This window comes from Pseudomonas sp. B28(2017) (genome assembly GCF_002113025.1).
GTDB lineage: Bacteria > Pseudomonadota > Gammaproteobacteria > Pseudomonadales > Pseudomonadaceae > Aquipseudomonas.
The window spans coordinates 131,948-152,074 of sequence record NZ_NEJH01000001.1; the positions used below are offsets into that span (position 1 = coordinate 131,948).

Genomic DNA, 20,127 nt, shown 5'->3' on the forward strand with positions numbered 1-20,127 from the left:
CATGCAGTTGATTGAACATTCCGACTCGCCGCGCTACATCCGCCTGCACGAGCGGGACAACGTAGTGATCGTGGTCAATGATCAAGGTGTACCGGCCGGTACCGAGTTTGCGGATGGCCTGGTCACCGTGGACTTCGTACCACAGAGCCACAAGGTCACCCTGGAAGACATTCCCGAAGGTGGCCGGGTGATTCGTTATGGCCAGACCATTGGCTACGCCTTACAGCTGATTCCCCGCGGCAGCTGGGTCAAGGAAGATCAACTGCGCATGCCGACCGCGCCGCCGCTGGACAGCCTGCCGCTGTCCACCGACGTGCCGGCCGCGCAAGCACCGCTGGAAGGCTTCACCTTCGAGGGTTATCGCAACGCCGATGGCACCGTCGGCACGCGCAACATCCTGGGCATTACCACGACTGTGCAGTGCGTGACCGGCGTGCTGGACCATGCGGTCAAGCGCATCAAGGATGAGTTGCTGCCCAAGTACCCCAACGTCGATGACGTAGTGGCGCTCACCCATAGTTACGGCTGTGGTGTGGCGATCACCGCCACCGATGCCTACATCCCGATCCGCACCGTGCGCAACCTGGCGCGCAACCCGAACCTGGGCGGCGAGGCTCTTGTGATCAGCCTGGGCTGCGAGAAATTGCAGGCCGGGCAGGTGATGCACGACAACGACAGCTCGGTGGATCTCAGCGAGCCGTGGTTGTACCGTTTGCAGGATTCCAGCCACGGTTTCACCGAGATGATCGAGCAGATCATGGAGCTGGCCGAAGTCCGTCTGAAGAAGCTTGATCAACGCCGCCGGGAAACCGTGCCGGCGTCCGAGCTGATCCTCGGCATGCAGTGCGGCGGTAGTGATGCGTTCTCCGGCATCACCGCCAACCCGGCACTCGGCTATGCCTCGGACCTGCTGCTGCGGGCCGGTGCGACGGTGATGTTTTCCGAAGTCACCGAAGTGCGCGATGCCATTTATCTGCTGACCTCCCGCGCGGAAAACCAGGACGTCGCCCAGGAACTGGTACGGGAAATGGACTGGTACGACCGTTACCTGGCCAAGGGCGAAGCTGATCGCAGTGCCAACACCACGCCGGGCAACAAGAAGGGCGGGCTGTCGAACATTGTCGAGAAATCCTTGGGCTCGATCGTCAAATCCGGCAGCAGTGCGATCAATGGCGTGCTTGGCCCAGGCGAGCGTTTCAAGCGCAAAGGCCTGATCTTCTGTGCGACCCCGGCCAGCGACTTTGTCTGCGGGACGTTGCAGTTGGCGGCGGGGATGAACCTGCATGTATTCACCACCGGTCGCGGCACGCCTTACGGGCTGGCCATGGCGCCGGTGGTGAAGGTATCGACCCGGACCGAACTGGCGCAACGCTGGCCGGACCTGATCGACATCGACGCCGGGCGCATTGCCACTGGGCGCGCATCCATCGAGGAGCTCGGCTGGGAGCTGTTCCACTACTACCTGGACGTGGCCAGCGGCAAGCAGCAGACGTGGGCGGAGAAGCACAAGCTGCATAACGACATTACCCTGTTCAACCCGGCGCCTATTACCTGAGACCGCGTCATCGTTCTTCGCGAGCAGGCTCGCTCCCACAGAGATGTAAGTGGGCACCAATTTATGTGTTCACAGCAGCTCAAATGTGGGAGCGAGCCTGCTCGCGAAGGCGATCTAGCAGGCGCCGAGGTGTCCAGTGGCTTATCATTAGCCACCTAACGACGCACACCCCCAAGGTCCTCCCTGCATGCTGGCAATTTTCCTCGAAACCCTGAACATCACCGCCCCGGTGTTCGCCATGCTGTTTCTGGGTGCGCTGCTCAAACGCATCGACTGGATCAACGACAACTTCATCCACACTGCGTCGGCATTGGTGTTCAACGTCACCATGCCGGCGCTGCTGTTTCTGGGCATCCTGCATGCCGACCTGCACGCGGCATTGCAGCCGGCGCTGTTGATCTACTTCTCCCTGGCAACGCTGGTGTGTTTTGCCATCGCCTGGGGCTGGGCGATCTGGAAGTGCCCGCGGGAAGATCGGGGGATCTACACCCAGGGGGCCTTTCGCGGTAACAACGGGGTCATCGGCCTGGCGCTGGCGGCAAGTATGTATGGCGACTACGGGATTTCCCTCGGGGCGATCCTCGCGGCGCTGGTGATTCTGTTCTACAACACGCTGTCGACCATCGTCCTGGCGGTGTACAGCCCGGTGATCAAGTCCGATCCGTGGAGCATCTGCAAAAGCGTGTTCAGCAATCCGCTGATCATCAGCGTGATTGCGGCTGCGCCGTTCGCCTTTTTCAAGATCGGCTTGCCGGGATGGCTCGAGACCTCCGGCCGGTATCTGGCGCAAACCACGTTGCCGCTGGCGTTGATTTGCATCGGCGGCACGCTGTCGCTGGCTGCGCTGCGCAAAAGCGGCAACATGGCGCTGAGTTCAAGCCTGGTGAAGATGATCGGCCTGCCGGTGCTGGCGACGCTGGGCGCATGGCTGTGGGGCTTTCGTGGTGCGGAACTGGGGATTCTGTTTCTGTACTTCGGCAGCCCGACTGCCGCTGCCAGTTTCGTCATGGCCCGGGCGGCGGATGGTAACCATGAACTGGCGGCGGCGATCATCGTGATCACCACGTTGATGGCGGCGGTCACCACCAACGTCGGGATTTTCTTTTTGCAGTGGGGTGGGTGGATCTAGTTCCAGGATTTGCCCGCGATGGCTATCTGATTGTCACTGCAAATGCCGGGTTGTTACTCCGGCTTCTGGTAGGTGTCGATCACTTCCTGCGCCGCGCGAAACGCATCGATCGCCGCCGGCACACCGGCATACACCGCGCAATGCAGCAGCGCTTCGCGAATCTCTTCCACGGTGCAGCCGTTGTTCAGCGCACCGCGCACGTGACCTTTCAACTCCTGCGGGCACTTCAGAGCGGTCAACGCGGCGAGGGTGATCAGGCTGCGGGTTTTCAGCGGCAGGCCGTCGCGATTCCATACTCCGCCCCAGGCGTGTTCGTTGACGAAATCCTGCAGCGGCTGGGTGAACTCGGTGGCGTTGCCCAGTGCGCGGTCGACGAAGGCGTCGCCCATCACTTGGCGGCGGACTTCAACGCCGGGTTTTTTATTCTCGGTCACGGGACTTCCCTCTTATGGTGTTGGCGACGCCAGGCGCGCAGCGACGTGAACAGCAAAAACGCCACCAGCACCGGCAGGACGAAAAACAGCATCAAGTGTTCCAGCTTGCCGGCCAGTGGCATGCCGGTGGTGAACGACACCACGTGCAGCCCATATGCCAGGTACAAACCCAGGAACAGCAGGCCTTCGGCGCGGGTCACCCGGTAGCCGGAGTAGAACACCGGCAGGCACAGCGCCGCGACGCCGAGCATCACCGGCAGGTCGAAATCCAGGGCGTTGGGCGACACCGACAGCGGCGAGGGCGCCACCAGAGCGGTAAAGCCGAGCACGCCCAGCAGGTTGAACAGGTTGCTGCCAATCACGTTGCCCACGGCAATATCACGCTCACCGCGCATCGCGGCGATCAACGAAGTGGCGAGCTCAGGCAGTGATGTGCTGACAGCGACGATGGTCAGGCCGATGATCCGCTCCGACAGCCCAAGATCGGTAGCAACCGCAACGGCAGCCCCCAACAGCAAATGCCCGGCGTACACCAGCATCGCCAACCCGGCGACAATCATCAGCAGGCTGCTCAGCCATGGCGCCTGGCCGTTGTGCTCATGGCTCGATATCGGGCGCGCCGAATGCTGTGACTGGCGCAGCAACAAGCCCAGGTAAATCGCCAGTGCCGTCAGCAACATCACGCCATCGACACGGGTCAGTTCTTCATTCCAGGCGAGTATGAACACCAACAGGCTGGCGCCGATCATCAGCGGAATATCCAGGCGTACAAGTTGCCGGGAAACCCGCAACGGAATGATCAGTGCGGACAAGCCGAGGGTGACGAGGATGTTGAAAATGCTGCTGCCGATCACGCTGCCGACGGCAATGTCGGCGTTATGCGCCAGGGTCGCTTGCAGGCTGATCGCCATTTGCGGTGCGCTGCTGCCTAGGGCGACGATGGTCAGGCCGATGATCAGCGGACGGATGTGCAACCGCGCGGCAATGCGTACGGCGGCGCGCACCATCAATTCGGCGCCGACGATCAGCAGGAACAATCCGCTGAGCAATTCGATCACGCTGATCAGGGGTAAATCGGCTAATCCGAAAATGGTCGGGGCTCCATCGGTCAGTCGTCCAGGGCCTGGACCCGCACTCGGGCTGTGCCGCTTTTTATCATGCCCAGGCGTGCGGCGGCTTCATGGGACAGGTCGATCAGACGGCCGCGGGTGTGTGGCCCACGATCATTGATGCGCACCACGCAGGATTTGTCGTTATTGAGATTAGTCACCTTCACCCGCGTACCGAAGGGTAGCTGGCGATGGGCGGCGGTCATGGAATTCTTGTCGAAACGCTCGCCACTGGCGGTGCGTTTGCCTTGGTGTTTGGCACCGTAGTACGAAGCCACGCCGGTTTTATCGTAACCATGCGGATCGACGGTGTCGGTGCTGGCGCAACCGGCCAGGAGCGAGAGGAGGGCGCAGGCGCCGAGCAGACGTTTCATTCGAAGGTTTCCCGAAATAACTGTAGGAGCGAGCTTGCTCGCGATGGTGTGTCAGCCACTTCGATGCCAACTGAAATTCCATCGCGAGCAAGCTCGCTCCTACAAGGTTTTGAGCCAGGATTAAAATCTGGCCCCATTTCTATCAGCCTTCGAGCTTGCTTTTGAGCAATTCGTTCACTTGTTGCGGGTTGGCCTTGCCTTTGGAGGCTTTCATGGCCTGGCCGACGAAGAAGCCGAACATCTTGCCCCGCTTGGCTTCGTCTGCCGCGCGGTACTGTTCGACCTGCTCGGCGTTGGCCGCGAGCATTTCGTCCAGCACCGCCGAGATGGCGCCGGTGTCGGTCACTTGCTTGAGGCCGCGCTTGTCGATGATCTCGTCCGCGCTGCCTTCGCCGTTGGCCATCGCTTCGAACACTACCTTGGCGATTTTGCCGGAGATGGTGTTGTCCTTGATGCGCAGCAGCATGCCGCCCAGGAGCTCTGCGGAAACCGGCGACTGTTCGATGTCCAGGCCTTGCTTGTTGAGCAGGCTGCCCAGCTCGACCATCACCCAGTTCGCCGCCAGTTTGGCGTCGCCGCTGATGCTCGCGACTTGCTCGAAGTAGTCGGCTTGCTCGCGGCTGGTGGCCAGCACGTTGGCGTCGTATGCCGACAGACCGAACTGCGCCTGGAAACGCTCGCGTTTCTGCGGTGGAAGTTCCGGCAGGGTGGCGCGTACGTCGCTGAGGAACGAGTCCTCGATGACCACCGGTAGCAGGTCCGGATCAGGGAAGTAACGGTAGTCGTTGGCTTCCTCTTTGCTGCGCATCGGACGGGTCTCGTCCTTGTTCGGATCGTACAGACGGGTCTGCTGGATCACTTTGCCGCCGTCTTCGATCAATTCGATCTGACGCTGGATTTCGCTGTTGATCGCCTTCTCGATGAAACGGAACGAGTTGACGTTCTTGATCTCGCAGCGCGTGCCGAACTCGGCCTGGCCCTTTGGACGGATCGACACGTTGCAGTCACAACGCAGCGAGCCTTCGGCCATGTTGCCGTCGCAGATGCCCAGGTAACGCACCAGCGCGTGGATCGCCTTTACGTAAGCCACGGCTTCCTTGGCGCTGCGCATGTCCGGCTCGGAAACGATTTCCAGCAACGGCGTGCCGGCACGGTTCAGGTCGATGCCGCTGGCGCCGCTGAACTCTTCGTGCAGGCTCTTGCCGGCGTCTTCTTCCAGGTGCGCCCGGGTGATGCCGACACGTTTGACCGTGCCGTCTTCCAGGGCGATGTCCAGGTGGCCCTTGCCGACGATCGGCAATTCCATCTGGCTGATCTGGTAGCCCTTGGGCAGGTCCGGGTAGAAGTAGTTTTTACGGGCGAACACGTTGTGCTGGCCGATCTCGGCGTCAATTGCCAGGCCGAACATCACCGCCATGCGCACCGCTTCCTGGTTCAGCACCGGCAGCACGCCGGGCATGCCCAGGTCTACGAGGCTGGCCTGGGTGTTCGGTTCGGAACCGAAGGTGGTGGAACTACCGGAAAAGATTTTCGACCGGGTGGTGAGCTGGGTGTGAATCTCCAGCCCGATCACGACTTCCCATTGCATGTGTGTCTCCTCAGAAGCCGGTTGGGGTGCGGGTGTGCCAGTCAGTGTTCAACTGGTACTGGTGCGCAACGTTGAGCAAGCGGCCTTCCTGGAAATACGGGGCGAGCAGTTGCACGCCGACCGGCAGACCGTCGACGAAACCGGCTGGCATCGACAGGCCTGGCAGGCCCGCGAGGTTGGCGGTGATGGTGTAGACGTCTTCCAGGTACGCAGCGACCGGGTCGCTGTTCTTGGCGCCGAGCTTCCAGGCCGGGTTCGGCGTGGTTGGGCCGAGGATGATGTCGACCTCATTGAAAGCGGCCATGAAGTCGTTCTTGATCAAGCGACGAATCTTCTGCGCCTTCAGGTAGTAGGCATCGTAGTAACCGGCGGACAGGGCGTAGGCACCGACCATGATGCGGCGCTGCACTTCTGTCCCGAAACCTTCGCCACGGGAGCGTTTGTACAGGTCTTCCAGGTTTTTCGGGTCTTCGCAGCGATAGCCGAAACGCACGCCGTCGAAACGCGAAAGGTTGGAAGACGCTTCGGCCGGAGCGATCACGTAGTACGCAGGAATCGCGTGCTGCATGTTCGGCAGGCTGATTTCCTTGACCACGGCGCCGAGCTTTTTCAGCTCTTCGACGCTGGCCATGACCAGGTCGGCAATGCGTGGGTCGAGGCCGGGGCTGAAATACTCTTTCGGCACGCCGATGCGCAGGCCTTGCAGCGAACCGTTCAGGCTGGCGCTGTAGTCCGGCACGGGCTCATCGATGCTGGTGGAGTCGTTCGGATCAAAGCCAGCCATACCTTGCAACAAAATTGCGCAGTCTTCGGCAGTGCGCGCCAACGGGCCGCCCTGGTCGAGGCTGGAGGCGTAGGCGATCATGCCCCAACGCGATACGCGACCGTACGTCGGTTTCAGGCCGGTGAGGTTAGTCAATGCGGCTGGCTGGCGGATCGAACCGCCGGTGTCGGTGCCGGTGGCTGCGGGCAACAGACGAGCGGCAACCGCCGCCGCCGAACCGCCGGACGAACCGCCCGGCACGTGTTCCAGGTTCCACGGGTTTTTCACCGCGCCGTAGTAGCTCGATTCGTTGGCCGAACCCATGGCGAATTCGTCCATGTTGGTCTTGCCCAGGGTCACGGCGCCGGCAGCGGCCAGCCTGGCGACGACGGTGGCGTCATACGGGGCCTTGAAGTTGTCGAGCATCTTCGAGCCGCAGCTGGTGCGGATGCCCTGGGTGCAGAACAGGTCCTTGTGGGCGATCGGCGCGCCGAGCAGGGCGCCGCTCTCACCATTGGCCCGACGGGTGTCAGCGGCTTTCGCCTGCTTGAGCGCCAGGTCCTCGGTGAGGCTGATGAAACTGTTGAGCTGTGGATCGAGCTGGGCGATACGCGCCAGCAGGACTTTGGTCAGCTCTTCGGAGGAAAACTTCTTATCGGCGAGTCCGCGGGCGATCTCGGCCAGAGTCAATTGATGCATTGCAGGCTCTTTCCCTTTAGTCGATGACTTTCGGAACCAGGTACAGGCCGTTTTCGACCGCTGGTGCGATGGACTGGTAGGCCTCGCGGTTATTGGTCTCGGTCACAACGTCTGCACGCAGGCGCTGGCTGGCTTCCAGCGGGTGGGCCAGCGGTTCGATACCGTCGGTATCGACCGCCTGCATTTCGTCGACCAGCCCGAGAATGCTGTTGAGGGCCGAAGTGATGTGTGGAAGATCGGCATCATTGAGGCCAAGGCAGGCCAGATGAGCGATTTTTTCCACGTCGGAGCGTTCTAGCGCCATTGGGATTCTCCAGTGGAAAACAAAACGGACGGCGTCCGTGTGTTAGATTGTCGGAACACTACCGCACTTCTACGGTCATAAGGCCGCGATTGTGGGGCTTGGTGCACAGAAAAGCGGTCAATTTAACATATTGGCGCCTTGCCCAAAATCCCTGTCGTTGTTAGAGTTTGCCGCACTTTTTTACCCACGCGTTGCCTAGGGTCCCTTTCCCATGTTCAAGAAACTGCGTGGCATGTTTTCCAGCGATCTTTCCATTGACCTGGGCACTGCCAACACCCTTATTTACGTGCGCGAGCGCGGTATCGTCCTGAATGAGCCCTCCGTTGTGGCCATTCGGACACACGGTAACCAGAAAAGTGTCGTTGCTGTCGGCACCGAAGCCAAGCGCATGCTCGGCCGTACGCCGGGCAACATCGCTGCCATTCGTCCGATGAAGGACGGCGTGATCGCCGACTTCAGCGTGTGCGAAAAAATGCTGCAGTACTTTATCAACAAGGTTCACGAAAACAGCTTCCTGCAGCCTAGCCCTCGCGTGTTGATCTGCGTTCCATGCAAATCCACCCAGGTTGAGCGTCGTGCCATCCGCGAATCGGCCCTCGGTGCCGGTGCCCGCGAAGTATTCCTGATCGAAGAGCCAATGGCTGCTGCCATCGGTGCCGGCCTGCCGGTTGAAGAAGCCCGTGGTTCGATGGTCGTCGATATCGGTGGCGGTACCACCGAAATCGCGCTGATCTCCCTGAACGGTGTGGTGTACGCCGAATCCGTCCGCGTTGGCGGCGACCGCTTCGACGAAGCGATCATCACCTACGTGCGTCGCAACTACGGCAGCCTGATCGGCGAGTCCACCGCCGAGCGCATCAAGCAGGAAATCGGTACGGCCTACCCGGGCGGCGAAGTTCGCGAAGTCGACGTTCGTGGCCGTAACCTGGCCGAAGGCGTTCCACGCGCATTCACCCTGAACTCCAACGAAGTGCTGGAAGCTCTGCAAGAGTCCCTGGCGACCATCGTTCAGGCCGTGAAAAGTGCCCTGGAGCAATCGCCTCCGGAGCTGGCTTCCGACATCGCCGAGCGCGGCCTGGTATTGACCGGTGGTGGCGCCTTGCTGCGTGACCTGGACAAGCTGCTGGCCCAGGAAACAGGTCTGCCGGTGATCGTTGCCGAAGACCCGCTGACCTGCGTTGCTCGCGGTGGTGGCCGTGCATTGGAAATGATGGATAAACACACCATGGATCTGCTTTCCAGCGAATAAGTCGCTGGATCGCCTCTATGCTGTTGAGCGCGCAGGCGGCACTTTGCAGTGCTGCCTGTTCGCGTTTATCTTCTGTCAGTCTGCATCCAGGCCGGATTGCCGCCGTATGAATAAACAGAATATTTGCCTGGAAGGAGCGGCTTATTAAACCGCTTTTCACCAAGGGCCCTTCACTGGGCGTGCGCCTGTTGGTGCTGGTCGTGCTATCGGTCGCGCTGATGGTGGTCGATGCCCGTTTCAGTCTGCTCAAGCCTGCACGCAGCCAGATGTCGCTGGTGCTGATGGACGCCTACTGGATCACCGACCTGCCCGGACGACTGTGGGAAGGCGTTGCCAGTCAGTTTGGCAGTCGGACCGAACTCGTCGCCGAAAACGAAAAACTCAAGACTGAAAACCTGCTGTTGCAGGGGCGCATGCAGAAACTTGCCGCCCTGACCGAGCAGAACGTTCGGCTGCGCGAGTTGCTCAACTCTTCGGCACTGGTCAACGAGAAAGTCGAAGTGGCCGAGTTGATCGGAATGGACCCCAACCCCTTCACCCATCGCATCATCATCAATAAAGGTGAGCGCGACGGCGTGGTCCTCGGTCAGCCGGTACTCGATGCCCGTGGCCTGATGGGCCAGGTGGTCGAGTTGATGCCCTACACCTCTCGCGTCCTGCTGTTGACCGATACCACCCACAGCATTCCGGTGCAGGTGAACCGTAACGGTTTGCGGGCGATTGCCAGCGGCACCGGCAACCCGGAGCGTCTCGAGTTGCGTCATGTGGCCGATACCGCCGACATCAAGGAAGGCGACTTGCTGGTCAGCTCTGGCCTCGGGCAACGTTTCCCGGCCGGTTACCCGGTGGCGACGGTCAAAGAAGTGATTCACGATTCCGGCCAGCCGTTTGCCATTGTCCGTGCCATTCCGACCGCCGCCTTGAACCGCAGCCGTTACCTGCTGCTGGTGTTCAGCGACAACCGTACTGCCGAAGAGCGCGCCAACGACGCCGCCCAGGCCCAGGAAAATCTGGACGCACAGGGCGGTGGCCCGATCATTCCGGCGACAGTTCCGAAACTGGTCAGCCCTGCAGCTCCCGCTGCACCGGCTGCCGCTCCGGTGGCTCCTGCCACGGCGGCGCCTGCGGCCACTACGCCAGCCAAGCCAGCCACCAAGCCAGCCAAGCCTGCGGCCACGCATCCTGCGGCGGCTAAACCGCCGGCGGCGCAACCCGCTGCCGCGAAGCCTGCCGCCAAACCGCCAGTCTCCGCGCCGGCCACTCCAGTGGGAAGAGAATAATGGGTGGTGTAAAAGCATCCCGAAACGGCTGGATAGTCTGGCTGACGTTCGCTGTCGGTCTGCTGCTGAGCGTTTCGCCTCTGCCGCAATTCATGGAAATCCTGCGCCCGTTGTGGCTGGCCTTGCTGCTGGCATTCTGGGCGTTGAACCTGCCGCAGACAGTCGGGATGGTGACGGCGTTTTGCCTGGGCCTGGCCGAGGACGTGCTGTACGGCACGCTCCTGGGGCAGAATGCCTTGATCCTGACCCTCATCACCTATTTGGTACTGGCGCTGCAACAACGCCTGCGCATGTTCCCGATGTGGCAGCAGAGCCTGGTGATCCTGGTGATCTTCGGCCTCGCCCAGCTTGTACAACTATGGCTCAGTGCCTTGACCGGCAATCGTCAGCCGACGCTGGCGCTGGTGCTGCCGGCACTGGTCAGTGCATTACTCTGGCCCTGGATCAGTTTCGGTTTGCGCGGATTGCGTCGACGCTACAAAATCAATTGATTCGGTCAGGCATTAGACAGGGAGAGGTCTTGATGAAACGGTTGTACCTCGCCTCTGGCTCGCCGCGTCGACGTGAACTGCTCACGCAGATCGGCGTTCCGTTCTCCGCCGTCAGTGTGGACATCGATGAAACCCCTTTACCGCATGAATCCCCTTCGGCCTACGTCGAGCGCCTGGCGCGCGGCAAAGCCGAAGCGGGGCGCGGCGCTGTCGTGTCCGATGGCCCGTTTTGTGTGCTCGGTGCCGATACTGCGGTGGTGCTCGACGGAAAAATTCTCGGCAAACCGGTTGATCAAGCGGATGCGTGCACCATGCTGATGATGTTGTCAGGGTGTGAGCATGAGGTCCTGACCGCGATTGCCGTGCTCGATGGCGAACGTTGCGAGTCCCTGGTTGTCACCAGTCGGGTGCGTTTTCGTGATATCAGTCGTGAAGAAGCCGCCGCCTACTGGGCCAGCAGTGAACCAAGGGACAAGGCGGGCGGTTATGGCATTCAAGGGCTGGGTGCGGTGTTTGTCGCCGGGCTCAATGGAAGTTATTCAGCGGTGGTCGGACTACCGCTTTGCGAAACCGCGGAACTGCTCGGCCATTTCGGCATACCCTGTTGGCAAACCCGGAACGCACATCAAGCAACGTTCTGAACAGATGCGGCCATTATCGTGAACATGCCTGAACGAGACCCTGCCATGAGTGAAGAGATCCTGATCAACATCACGCCGATGGAGTCGCGCGTGGCGGTGGTCGAAAACGGTGTCCTGCAAGAGGTCCACGTCGAGCGTACACAAAAGCGCGGGATCGTCGGCAACATCTATAAAGGCAAAGTCGTGCGGGTATTGCCGGGGATGCAGGCGGCATTCGTCGATATCGGCCTGGATCGTGCCGCGTTCATTCATGCGTCGGAAATTTCCCTGCGCGAAGGCCCGGCGGTCGAGAGCATCAGTGCCCTGGTGCACGAAGGCCAGAGCCTGGTAGTGCAAGTGACCAAGGACCCGATCGGCTCCAAAGGCGCACGCCTGACCACTCAGTTGTCGATCCCTTCACGATACCTGGTGTACATGCCACGCACGGCCCATGTCGGCATTTCCCTGAAGATCGAAGACGAAGCCGAGCGCGAACGCCTCAAGCAAGTGGTCACCGATTGCGTGGCCAAGGAAGGTATCAAGGAGGCCGGTGGTTTCATCCTGCGCACGGCAGCCGAAGGCGCCGGCGCTGATGAAATCCTCATGGACATCCGCTACCTGCGTAGGCTATGGGATCAGATCAGCGCCCAGATCAAAACCATCAGCGCGCCCAGCGTGATCTACGAAGACCTCGGTTTGGCGCTGCGTACACTGCGTGACCTGGTGAGCCCGAAAATCGAGAAAATCCGTATCGACTCCCGGGAAACCTTCCAGAAAACCACGCAGTTCGTCGCCGAGTTGATGCCCGAGATTGCTGACCGTCTGGAGCATTACCCGGGCGAACGGCCGATTTTCGACCTGTATGGCGTCGAAGACGAAATCCAGAAGGCGCTCGAGCGCAAGGTCCCGCTCAAGTCCGGCGGTTATCTGGTGGTCGACCCGGCGGAAGCCATGAGTACCATCGACGTCAACACCGGGGCGTTCGTCGGCCATCGCAACCTCGAAGAAACCATCTTCAAGACCAACCTCGAAGCCGCGACGGCCATCGCCCGTCAATTGCGCCTGCGTAACCTCGGCGGAATCATCATCATCGACTTCATCGACATGGAAGATGAGGAACACCAGCGCCAGGTGTTGCGCACGCTCGAAAAGCAACTGGAGCGCGATCACGCCAAAACCAACATCATCGGTATCACCGAACTGGGCCTGGTGCAGATGACCCGCAAGCGTACCCGCGAAAGCCTTGAGCAAGTGTTGTGTGAGCCGTGCAACGCCTGTCAGGGACGCGGCAAGCTCAAGACACCGGAAACCGTTTGCTACGAAATCTTCCGCGAAATCCTGCGTGAGGCTCGCGCCTATCAGGCGGAAGGCTATCGTGTATTGGCGAACCAGAAAGTCGTGGACCGCCTGCTCGACGAAGAGTCGGGCAACGTCGCCGAGCTGGAGGGGTTTATCGGGCGCACCATCCGCTTCCAGGTCGAAACCATGTATTCCCAGGAACAATACGACGTGGTGCTGCTCTGAAGCGTATCGTTTTGATTGTTCAAGAATGGCTGGCCTCAGCTTTTTGCAAATTTTTTGCCATGGGAGCCATCTGACATGGACCGTCTGACACGCATTTTGGCCGCACTGACCCGCTGGGGTCTGGGCCTGTGCGCGTTGGTTTTGGTGTTGATGGCGCTCTACGTCAGCCTTGGCCGGGAGCTGACGCCGTTAGTCGCCGAGTACCGTGCCGATATCGAAACCCAAGCCAGCGATGCCTTGGGCATGCCGTTGCAGATCGGCGAGCTCGAAGGCAACTGGAGTGGCTTTGCACCCATCTTGATGGCTCACGACGTGACGGTCGGCGAGGGCGCCAATGCCTTGCACCTGGATCAGGTGCGCGCGGTGCCGGACCTTTGGGCCAGCCTGCTGGCCCGTCAGGTGCGCATCGCTCATCTTGAACTCAGCGGCCTGAAGATCAGCGTCAAGGAGGGGAACGACGGTCAATGGGCGCTGGAAGGTTTGCCGGTGCAGCAGGACCAGCCAACTGATCCGGAACAGCTGCTCAATCGCATGCAGATGATCCAGCAACTGTCGGTGCTGGACAGCCAGGTAACGTTGCAGCCGTTCGGTCAGTCGCCGCTGACACTGACTTACGTCGGCCTGAATCTGAAAACAGGTGCCACCCGGCAGCGACTCGACGCCCGCCTGACCCTGCCCGACGGCCAGCCGGTGGCCATGAGCCTGCGTACCCGCATTCGTGCCAGCCAATGGAAGGACGGTGAAGCCGAGGTCTACCTTAGCCTGCCGCAAAGCGACTGGTCGAAGTGGTTGCCCGAGCGAGTGACCCAAGAGTGGAGTTTCTCCGAGATCAAAGCTGGTGGCGAGCTTTGGCTGACCTGGGGCAAAGGCACCCTGCAAAGTGCTGCAGTGCGCTTGAACGCGCCTCAACTCAAGGGCGCCTACGCCGAGCGCAAGCAGATCCAGATCAATAACCTGGCGCTCAATGGCTACTTCCAGCGCAGTGCTGAAGGTGTGTCAGTGACTCTGGATTCCCTGGCGATGAACCTCGGCGAGACCCGCTGGGAAACGCATTTGCAACTCAAGCAAAGCGCGGCCACTGATAAAACCGAAGAGCTCTGGCACCTGCAAGCCGACCGGGTTGATCTCACTCCGCTGACCCCGCTGCTCAACGCCATGGCGCCGTTACCGGAAGGTTTTGCCAAGGTCGTCGAACGGCTGAAAGTCACCGGTGGATTGCGTAATGTGCTGGTCGACTTGCGCCCGAATGCCACCGACGACAGCAAGTTCGGGTTTGCCGCCAACCTCGACCAGGTAGGCTTCGATGCCTATCACGGTGCGCCGGCGGCCCGAAATGTCAGCGGCAGCATCAGCGGCGACCTGGGACACGGCGAACTGCGCATGGACAGCAAGGATTTCATGCTGCACCTGGACCCTATTTTCGCCAAGCCATGGCAGTACATTCAGGCCAATGCGCGGCTGACGTGGAAACTTGATAAAGAAGGTTTCACCCTGATCGCGCCGTACCTGAAAGTGCTGGGCGAGGAAGGCAAGATCGCCGGCGACTTCCTGATTCGCCTGCATTTCGATCACACCCAGGAAGACTACATGGATCTGCGGGTCGGCCTGGTGGACGGCGACGGTCGCTACACCGCCAAGTACTTGCCGGCGGTCCTCAGCCCGGCGCTGGACGAATGGCTGCGCACCGCGATTCTCAAGGGCGCGGTGGATCAAGGCTTCTTCCAGTATCAAGGCTCGCTCAGCCACGGTGCCGCAGACGAGGATCGCAGCATCAGCCTGTACTTCAAGGTTCACGATGCCGAACTGGCCTTCCAGCCGGGCTGGCCCCATGTCAGCAAGGTCAGCGGCGACGTGTTCGTCGAAGACAGTGGTGTGCGGATTCTGGCCAGCAAGGGCCAATTGCTCGACACCCAGGTCAACGATGTTTACGTCAACATTCCCCATGTGCCTGCCGGGCAGAACGTTCATTTGTTCCTCGATGGCGGATTTGCCGGCGGTTTGGGCGATGGCCTGAAAATCCTCCAGGAAGCGCCGATCGGCACCGGGGCAACCTTTGCCGGCTGGGAAGGCGAGGGAGACCTGCAAGGCAAGTTGAAGTTGGACATTCCGCTGGCAAAAGGCGAGGAGCCGAAGATCCTCGTCGATTTCAATACCGCCAAGGCACGCTTGAAACTGGCCGAACCTGTGCTGGAACTGACCCAGCTCAAGGGTGATTTCCGTTTCGACAGTGCCAAGGGCCTGAGCGGGCAGAACATCAGCGCACGGGCATTCGACAAGCCGGTCAGCGCACAGATTTTTGCCGACGGCAGCCCGGGTAAACTCAATACCCGGGTGACCGCGTCGGGCCAGGTCGAGGTCAAGAAACTGACCGACTGGCTGAAGGTGACCCAGCCTCTGCCGGTGAGTGGCGTGATCCCTTATCAACTGAAACTGACCCTGAACGGCGCCGACAGCCAATTGCTGGTCAATTCCAGCCTCAAGGGCGTTGCCGTCGATTTACCTGCACCGTTCGGCATGACCGCCGATACCGGGCGCGACACGACGTTCCGTATGACCTTGCAGGGCGACGAACGGCGCTATTGGGTCAACTACGGGGACCTGGCGCGCTTCACGTTCGCGGCCCCGGCCAGCAATTTCGCCGGCGGTCGCGGGGAGTTGTCTCTCGGTGACGGCGAGGCGCTGTTACCTGACACCAAAGGCCTGAGGGTTCGGGGCGTGCTGTCGGAGCTGGACGTTGGTCCGTGGAAGGAACTGGTGGATAAATACGCCGGACAGGACCCCGGCGGCAGCGCCAGGCAATTGCTCAGCGGTGCGGATTTCAAGGTGGGCAAGCTCAGCGGTATCGGCACCACGCTCGATGAGGCCTCGATCCAGCTGACGCGCAAGGCTTCCTCCTGGGCACTGCAACTCGACAGCCAGCAGATCAAGGGCAATGCCAACCTGCCCGATACGAACGCGGTGCCGATCACGATCAATCTGCAAACCGTGCGCCTGCCCGCACCGGACCCGGCCGTGCAAGCCGATGAAAACTCACCGGACCCACTGGCGTCGGTGGACCCGACGAAAATCCCTGCGATGGACATCACCATCAATCAGTTATTCCAGGGCCAGGATCTGGTGGGTGGCTGGTCGCTGAAAATTCGTCCGACGGCCAAGGGCATCGTGTTCAACTCTCTGGACCTGGGCCTCAAGGGCATCCTGTTGGTGGGCAGCGGTGGCTGGGAAGGCGTGCCCGGGGCGAGCTCAAGCTGGTACAAGGGGCGGATCAGCGGCAAGAACCTCGCCGATGTGCTCAAGAACTGGGGGTATGCACCTAGCGTCACCAGCCAGGACTTTTATATGGATGTCGATGGCCGCTGGCCCGGATCGCCGGCCTGGGTGGCGACCAAGCGTTTCTCCGGCTCGCTCGATGCGACACTCAATCAGGGGCAGTTCGTCGAGGTCGAAGGCGGTGCCCAGGCGTTACGGGTATTTGGTTTGCTCAACTTCAATTCCATCGGCCGGCGCCTGCGCCTGGACTTTTCCGACCTGTTCGGCAAAGGCCTGAGTTATGACCGGGTCAAGGGGCTGCTGGTCGGGACGAACGGAGTGTATGTCACCCGTGAGCCGATCCGGCTGACGGGGCCGTCGAGCACCATTGAGCTCGATGGCACCCTGAACATGGTGGCCGATCAGATCGATGCGAAACTGTTGGTGACCTTGCCGGTGACCAATAACCTGCCGATCGCCGCACTGATCGTCGGTGCACCGGCGGTCGGCGGGGCACTGTTCCTGATCGACAAGCTGATCGGTGACCGGGTCGCCCGTTTCGCCAGTGTGAAATACACCGTCAACGGGCCGTGGAAAGAACCGAAAATCACCTTCGACAAGCCTTTTTGAAAAGCCATCCTTCGGGCCTGTGGAGTAGCATGGCCATTGCGGCTCGCCCCTTGTAGGAGTGAACTTGCTCGTGATGGACGTGAACGATGACACTGGCTGTCTGAAAAAACGTATCGCGTTCAAATTCATCGTCGGAGCGCCGCCCGGAGCAAGCTCGCTCCTACAACGTCTGTATTGATTTCAATAAGGAAAAGGCCATGTCTCTAGCGGTGATTCAAATGGTCAGCCAGAGCGATGTGCTGGCCAATCTGGCCCAGGCCCGTCGGTTGCTCGAACAAGCGGCCGTCGGCGGTGCGAAACTGGCAGTATTGCCGGAAAATTTCGCCGCCATGGGCCGGCGTGACATTGCCGAGATCGGACGCGCCGAAGCACTGGGTGAAGGCCCGATTCTGCCTTGGTTGAAACAGACCGCACGCGACCTCAAGTTATGGATAGTGGCCGGCACACTGCCGTTGCCGCCGGTGGATCAGCCGACGGCCAAAGTGCATGCCTGTTCGTTGCTGGTCGACGACCAGGGCGAAACGGTGGCGCGCTACGACAAGCTGCACCTGTTCGACGTCGATGTGGCGGACAATCGTGGCCGTTATCGTGAATCCGATGACTATGCTTATGGCAATGGGGTGGTCGTGGCGGACACACCGGTTGGCCGAGTCGGCCTGACGGTCTGCTATGACCTGCGCTTTCCCGAGCTGTACAGCGAATTGCGCGCGGCCGGCGCGGAACTGATTACTGCCCCTTCGGCCTTTACGGCGGTGACCGGCGCGGCGCATTGGGATGTGCTGATTCGTGCGCGAGCCATCGAGACGCAATGCTACGTGCTCGCGGCTGCCCAGGGCGGGACGCATCCGGGGCCGCGGGAAACATTCGGGCATGCCGCCATCGTCGATCCGTGGGGGCGTGTGCTGGCACAACAGGATCAAGGCGAAGCCGTGCTGTTGGCCGAACGCGACAGCAGCGAACAGGCGTCCATCCGGGCGCGGATGCCGGTGTCCAGTCACCGGCGCTTTTTCTCGCAGGGCGCCCAGCGACCTGCATCAGAACGACGAATTTAAGGCGTAAAGCATATGAGCGAGTTGTTGTCCTCAGTCAGTGAACACCTGTTGGCGCCCGGCGGCGTCACTATCGAGAGCCTGCAAGGCGTGCTCGGCGATCTGGCCGGGCCGGGCATCGATGCGGCCGACCTGTATTTCCAGGGGCAGATCTCCGAGTCCTGGGCGCTGGAAGACGGCATCGTCAAGGAAGGCAGCTTCAACCTTGACCAGGGTGTGGGCGTGCGCGCTCAATCGGGTGAAAAAACCGGTTTTGCCTACAGCAATGCCATCACTCTTGAAGCCCTGGGCGCGGCGGCGCGTGCCTCCCGTTCGATTTCCCGTGCCGGGCAGCACGGCATGGTTCAGGCATTCACCAGCCAGGACGTTGCGCAGTTGTATGCGCCGGACAATCCCCTGGAAGTGCTGACCCGGGCCGAGAAAGTCGATTTGCTCAAGCGAGTCGACGCCGCGACCCGTGCCCTCGACCCACGCATCCAGCAAGTCACCGTGAGCATGGCCGGTGTCTGGGAGCGGATTCTGGTGGCTTCCACCGACGGCGGTCTGGCGGCGGATGTGCGGCCGTTGGTGCGTTTCAATGTCAGCGTGATCGTCGAGCAGAACGGTCGCCGCGAGCGTGGCGGTCATGGCGGTGGCGGTCGGACCGATTACCGTTATTTCCTCGGCGAAGACCGCGCCATGGGCTATGCCCGTGAAGCGTTGCGCCAGGCGCTGGTCAACCTTGAGGCTATTCCGGCACCGGCCGGTACCTTGCCGGTGGTGCTCGGTTCCGGCTGGTCGGGCGTGCTGCTGCATGAAGCCGTCGGGCATGGTCTGGAAGGCGATTTCAATCGCAAGGGCAGTTCGGCTTATAGCGGGCGCATGGGCGAGATGGTTGCGTCGAAGCTTTGCACCATTGTCGATGACGGCACCCTGGCCGGTCGTCGCGGCTCGTTGAGTGTCGATGACGAGGGAACGCCGACCGAGTGCACCACGCTGATCGAAAACGGTGTACTCAAGGGCTACATGCAGGACAAGCTCAATGCCCGTTTGATGGGCGTGGCACGCACCGGTAACGGCCGTCGCGAGTCCTACGCGCACCTGCCGATGCCGCGCATGACCAATACCTACATGCTCGCCGGCGAAAGCGACCCGGCGGAAATCATCGCCTCGGTGAAACGCGGCATCTACTGCGCCAACCTGGGTGGCGGCCAGGTGGACATCACCAGCGGCAAGTTCGTGTTTTCCACCAGTGAGGCGTACCTGATCGAGGATGGCAAGATCACTGCACCGGTCAAAGGTGCGACGTTGATCGGCAACGGGCCGGAAGCCATGAGCAAGGTGTCGATGGTCGGTAATGATCTGGCGCTGGACAGCGGCGTGGGCACGTGTGGCAAGGATGGGCAGTCGGTGCCGGTGGGTGTTGGCCAGCCAACGCTGAAGATTGATGCGATCACCGTGGGTGGCACGGGCGCGTAAGCGGTTTTTGAAACAGTGAAGCTTCGGGTGAGTTGCATGGCAACTCACCCGATCAGGGACTCAACGCAGGCCGCGTTGAGTCTCGTCCAGCTCACGGATGTACTTGAAGATTTTACGGCTGGAAGCAGGAGGCTTGTTTTGCGCAACCTCATGCTGGGCCTGACGGATCAGGGAACGCAATTGCTGGCGATCCGCGTCCGGATATTCGGTGACGAATTTTTCCAGGGTTGCATCGTCGCCACCGATCAGACGATCGCGCCAGCGTTCCAGGTTATGGAAGCGTTCGTTGTATTGACGGGTGGAGGCATCGAGTTGATCGAGCAGAACCAGAATGGCGTCAGTGTCCTGATCGCGCATCAGTTTGCCGATGAACTGAAGGTGCCGTTTACGCGCGATGTTCGCGGTGTGCTTGGGCGCATCGGCCAGAGCCCGGCGCAAACCGTCGGTCAAGGGCAGTTTGGCCAGCAAGTCAGGCTTGAGTGTTGTAAGGCGCTCGCCAAGGTCAACCAGAGCATGCAGCTCGCGTTTGACCTGGGATTTGCTTTTTTCTCCCGTATCGAGGGAGTCGTCGTAAGAATCAACCATGGTGGCAGTCCGCTAAGAAACGCCGCCATGATAACCA

The 20,127-nt window shown here is 60.9% G+C and carries 17 protein-coding genes; 10 read left to right on the forward strand and 7 right to left on the reverse strand.

All coding sequences use genetic code 11. The features are described 5' to 3' along the window. Window position 1: 1 nt before the first annotated feature. Entirely contained in the window at window positions 2-1,555 is a 1,554-nt protein-coding gene (gene garD, locus CAF65_RS00605) for a galactarate dehydratase (protein ID WP_085714533.1), read from the forward strand. 187 nt (window positions 1,556-1,742) lie between these two features. After that, window positions 1,743-2,684, forward strand: coding sequence for an AEC family transporter (locus CAF65_RS00610; protein WP_085714534.1), 942 nt, complete (start codon window positions 1,743-1,745; stop codon window positions 2,682-2,684). A 53-nt stretch (window positions 2,685-2,737) separates the two neighbouring features. Here CAF65_RS00610 and CAF65_RS00615 read toward each other — a convergent pair whose 3' ends face one another. The 6 genes from CAF65_RS00615 to gatC all read right to left on the reverse strand — a co-directional run bounded on the left by CAF65_RS00615 (window position 2,738) and on the right by gatC (window position 7,955). Continuing rightward, window positions 2,738-3,073 carry a carboxymuconolactone decarboxylase family protein gene (locus CAF65_RS00615; protein ID WP_322615803.1) on the reverse strand — a complete coding sequence of 112 codons (336 nt, stop codon included), beginning with the start codon at window positions 3,071-3,073 and terminating at the stop codon, window positions 2,738-2,740. Window positions 3,074-3,114: 41 nt separating this feature from the next. After that, window positions 3,115-4,176, reverse strand: a complete 1,062-nt coding sequence (locus CAF65_RS00620) for a calcium/sodium antiporter (protein ID WP_085714536.1) — start codon at window positions 4,174-4,176, stop codon at window positions 3,115-3,117. Between the two features lie 50 nt (window positions 4,177-4,226). Next, the gene (locus CAF65_RS00625; RefSeq protein ID WP_085714537.1) at window positions 4,227-4,601 is read right to left on the reverse strand and encodes a septal ring lytic transglycosylase RlpA family protein; all 375 of its coding nucleotides are present in this window, start codon (window positions 4,599-4,601) and stop codon (window positions 4,227-4,229) included. Window positions 4,602-4,743: 142 nt separating this feature from the next. Beyond that, a complete protein-coding gene (gatB, locus tag CAF65_RS00630; RefSeq protein ID WP_085714538.1) occupies window positions 4,744-6,189 on the reverse strand; it encodes an Asp-tRNA(Asn)/Glu-tRNA(Gln) amidotransferase subunit GatB in 1,446 nt (481 codons plus the stop codon). 10 nt (window positions 6,190-6,199) lie between these two features. Continuing rightward, window positions 6,200-7,651: an Asp-tRNA(Asn)/Glu-tRNA(Gln) amidotransferase subunit GatA gene (gene gatA / locus CAF65_RS00635; protein WP_085714539.1), complete on the reverse strand. Its 1,452-nt coding sequence runs from the start codon at window positions 7,649-7,651 to the stop codon at window positions 6,200-6,202. A 16-nt stretch (window positions 7,652-7,667) separates the two neighbouring features. Then, window positions 7,668-7,955, reverse strand: coding sequence for an Asp-tRNA(Asn)/Glu-tRNA(Gln) amidotransferase subunit GatC (gene gatC / locus CAF65_RS00640; protein WP_024011606.1), 288 nt, complete (start codon window positions 7,953-7,955; stop codon window positions 7,668-7,670). Window positions 7,956-8,166: 211 nt separating this feature from the next. Here gatC and mreB point away from each other — a divergent pair, with 211 nt between their 5' ends. The 8 genes from mreB (at window position 8,167) to tldD (ending at window position 19,505) form a co-directional block, all read left to right on the forward strand. Then, entirely contained in the window at window positions 8,167-9,204 is a 1,038-nt protein-coding gene (gene mreB, locus CAF65_RS00645; protein WP_002555108.1) for a rod shape-determining protein MreB, read from the forward strand. A gap of 143 nt (window positions 9,205-9,347) precedes the next feature. Continuing rightward, window positions 9,348-10,484: a rod shape-determining protein MreC gene (mreC, locus tag CAF65_RS00650; protein ID WP_085714540.1), complete on the forward strand. Its 1,137-nt coding sequence runs from the start codon at window positions 9,348-9,350 to the stop codon at window positions 10,482-10,484. Continuing rightward, window positions 10,484-10,975 carry a rod shape-determining protein MreD gene (gene mreD, locus CAF65_RS00655; protein ID WP_007970244.1) on the forward strand — a complete coding sequence of 164 codons (492 nt, stop codon included), beginning with the start codon at window positions 10,484-10,486 and terminating at the stop codon, window positions 10,973-10,975. Before mreC ends, mreD begins: the two co-directional genes overlap by 1 nt. 32 nt (window positions 10,976-11,007) lie before the next feature. Next, window positions 11,008-11,616 (forward strand): nucleoside triphosphate pyrophosphatase, encoded by a 609-nt coding sequence (locus CAF65_RS00660; RefSeq protein WP_085714541.1) that lies wholly within the window; start codon window positions 11,008-11,010, stop codon window positions 11,614-11,616. A gap of 45 nt (window positions 11,617-11,661) precedes the next feature. Next, window positions 11,662-13,119, forward strand: a complete 1,458-nt coding sequence (gene rng / locus CAF65_RS00665; protein ID WP_007970246.1) for a ribonuclease G — start codon at window positions 11,662-11,664, stop codon at window positions 13,117-13,119. Window positions 13,120-13,194: 75 nt separating this feature from the next. After that, a complete protein-coding gene (locus CAF65_RS00670) occupies window positions 13,195-16,998 on the forward strand; it encodes a YhdP family protein (protein WP_085714542.1) in 3,804 nt (1,267 codons plus the stop codon). Window positions 16,999-17,195: 197 nt separating this feature from the next. After that, complete coding sequence (locus CAF65_RS00675; protein ID WP_085714543.1) at window positions 17,196-18,050, forward strand: carbon-nitrogen hydrolase family protein; 855 nt, start codon at window positions 17,196-17,198, stop codon at window positions 18,048-18,050. A 12-nt stretch (window positions 18,051-18,062) separates the two neighbouring features. Then, window positions 18,063-19,505: a metalloprotease TldD gene (tldD, locus tag CAF65_RS00680; protein WP_085714544.1), complete on the forward strand. Its 1,443-nt coding sequence runs from the start codon at window positions 18,063-18,065 to the stop codon at window positions 19,503-19,505. A gap of 60 nt (window positions 19,506-19,565) precedes the next feature. On the opposite strand, the gene yjgA is transcribed toward tldD, so the two are convergent. Next, on the reverse strand, window positions 19,566-20,090 hold the full coding sequence (gene yjgA, locus CAF65_RS00685) for a ribosome biogenesis factor YjgA (protein WP_085714545.1): 525 nt from the start codon (window positions 20,088-20,090) through the stop codon (window positions 19,566-19,568). Window positions 20,091-20,127 lie beyond the last annotated feature (37 nt).

Coding starts and splice junctions, on each gene's coding strand:
- CAF65_RS00675 (WP_085714543.1), top strand. CDS start 17,196: ATGTCTCTAGCGGTGATTCAAATGGTCAGCCAGAGCGATGTGCTGGCC.
- gatB (WP_085714538.1), bottom strand. CDS start 6,189: ATGCAATGGGAAGTCGTGATCGGGCTGGAGATTCACACCCAGCTCACC.
- CAF65_RS00610 (WP_085714534.1), top strand. CDS start 1,743: ATGCTGGCAATTTTCCTCGAAACCCTGAACATCACCGCCCCGGTGTTC.
- garD (WP_085714533.1), top strand. CDS start 2: ATGCAGTTGATTGAACATTCCGACTCGCCGCGCTACATCCGCCTGCAC.
- tldD (WP_085714544.1), top strand. CDS start 18,063: ATGAGCGAGTTGTTGTCCTCAGTCAGTGAACACCTGTTGGCGCCCGGC.
- gatA (WP_085714539.1), bottom strand. CDS start 7,651: ATGCATCAATTGACTCTGGCCGAGATCGCCCGCGGACTCGCCGATAAG.
- gatC (WP_024011606.1), bottom strand. CDS start 7,955: ATGGCGCTAGAACGCTCCGACGTGGAAAAAATCGCTCATCTGGCCTGC.
- mreB (WP_002555108.1), top strand. CDS start 8,167: ATGTTCAAGAAACTGCGTGGCATGTTTTCCAGCGATCTTTCCATTGAC.
- CAF65_RS00625 (WP_085714537.1), bottom strand. CDS start 4,601: ATGAAACGTCTGCTCGGCGCCTGCGCCCTCCTCTCGCTCCTGGCCGGT.
- rng (WP_007970246.1), top strand. CDS start 11,662: ATGAGTGAAGAGATCCTGATCAACATCACGCCGATGGAGTCGCGCGTG.
- CAF65_RS00615 (WP_322615803.1), bottom strand. CDS start 3,073: ATGGGCGACGCCTTCGTCGACCGCGCACTGGGCAACGCCACCGAGTTC.
- yjgA (WP_085714545.1), bottom strand. CDS start 20,090: ATGGTTGATTCTTACGACGACTCCCTCGATACGGGAGAAAAAAGCAAA.
- CAF65_RS00670 (WP_085714542.1), top strand. CDS start 13,195: ATGGACCGTCTGACACGCATTTTGGCCGCACTGACCCGCTGGGGTCTG.
- mreD (WP_007970244.1), top strand. CDS start 10,484: ATGGGTGGTGTAAAAGCATCCCGAAACGGCTGGATAGTCTGGCTGACG.
- CAF65_RS00660 (WP_085714541.1), top strand. CDS start 11,008: ATGAAACGGTTGTACCTCGCCTCTGGCTCGCCGCGTCGACGTGAACTG.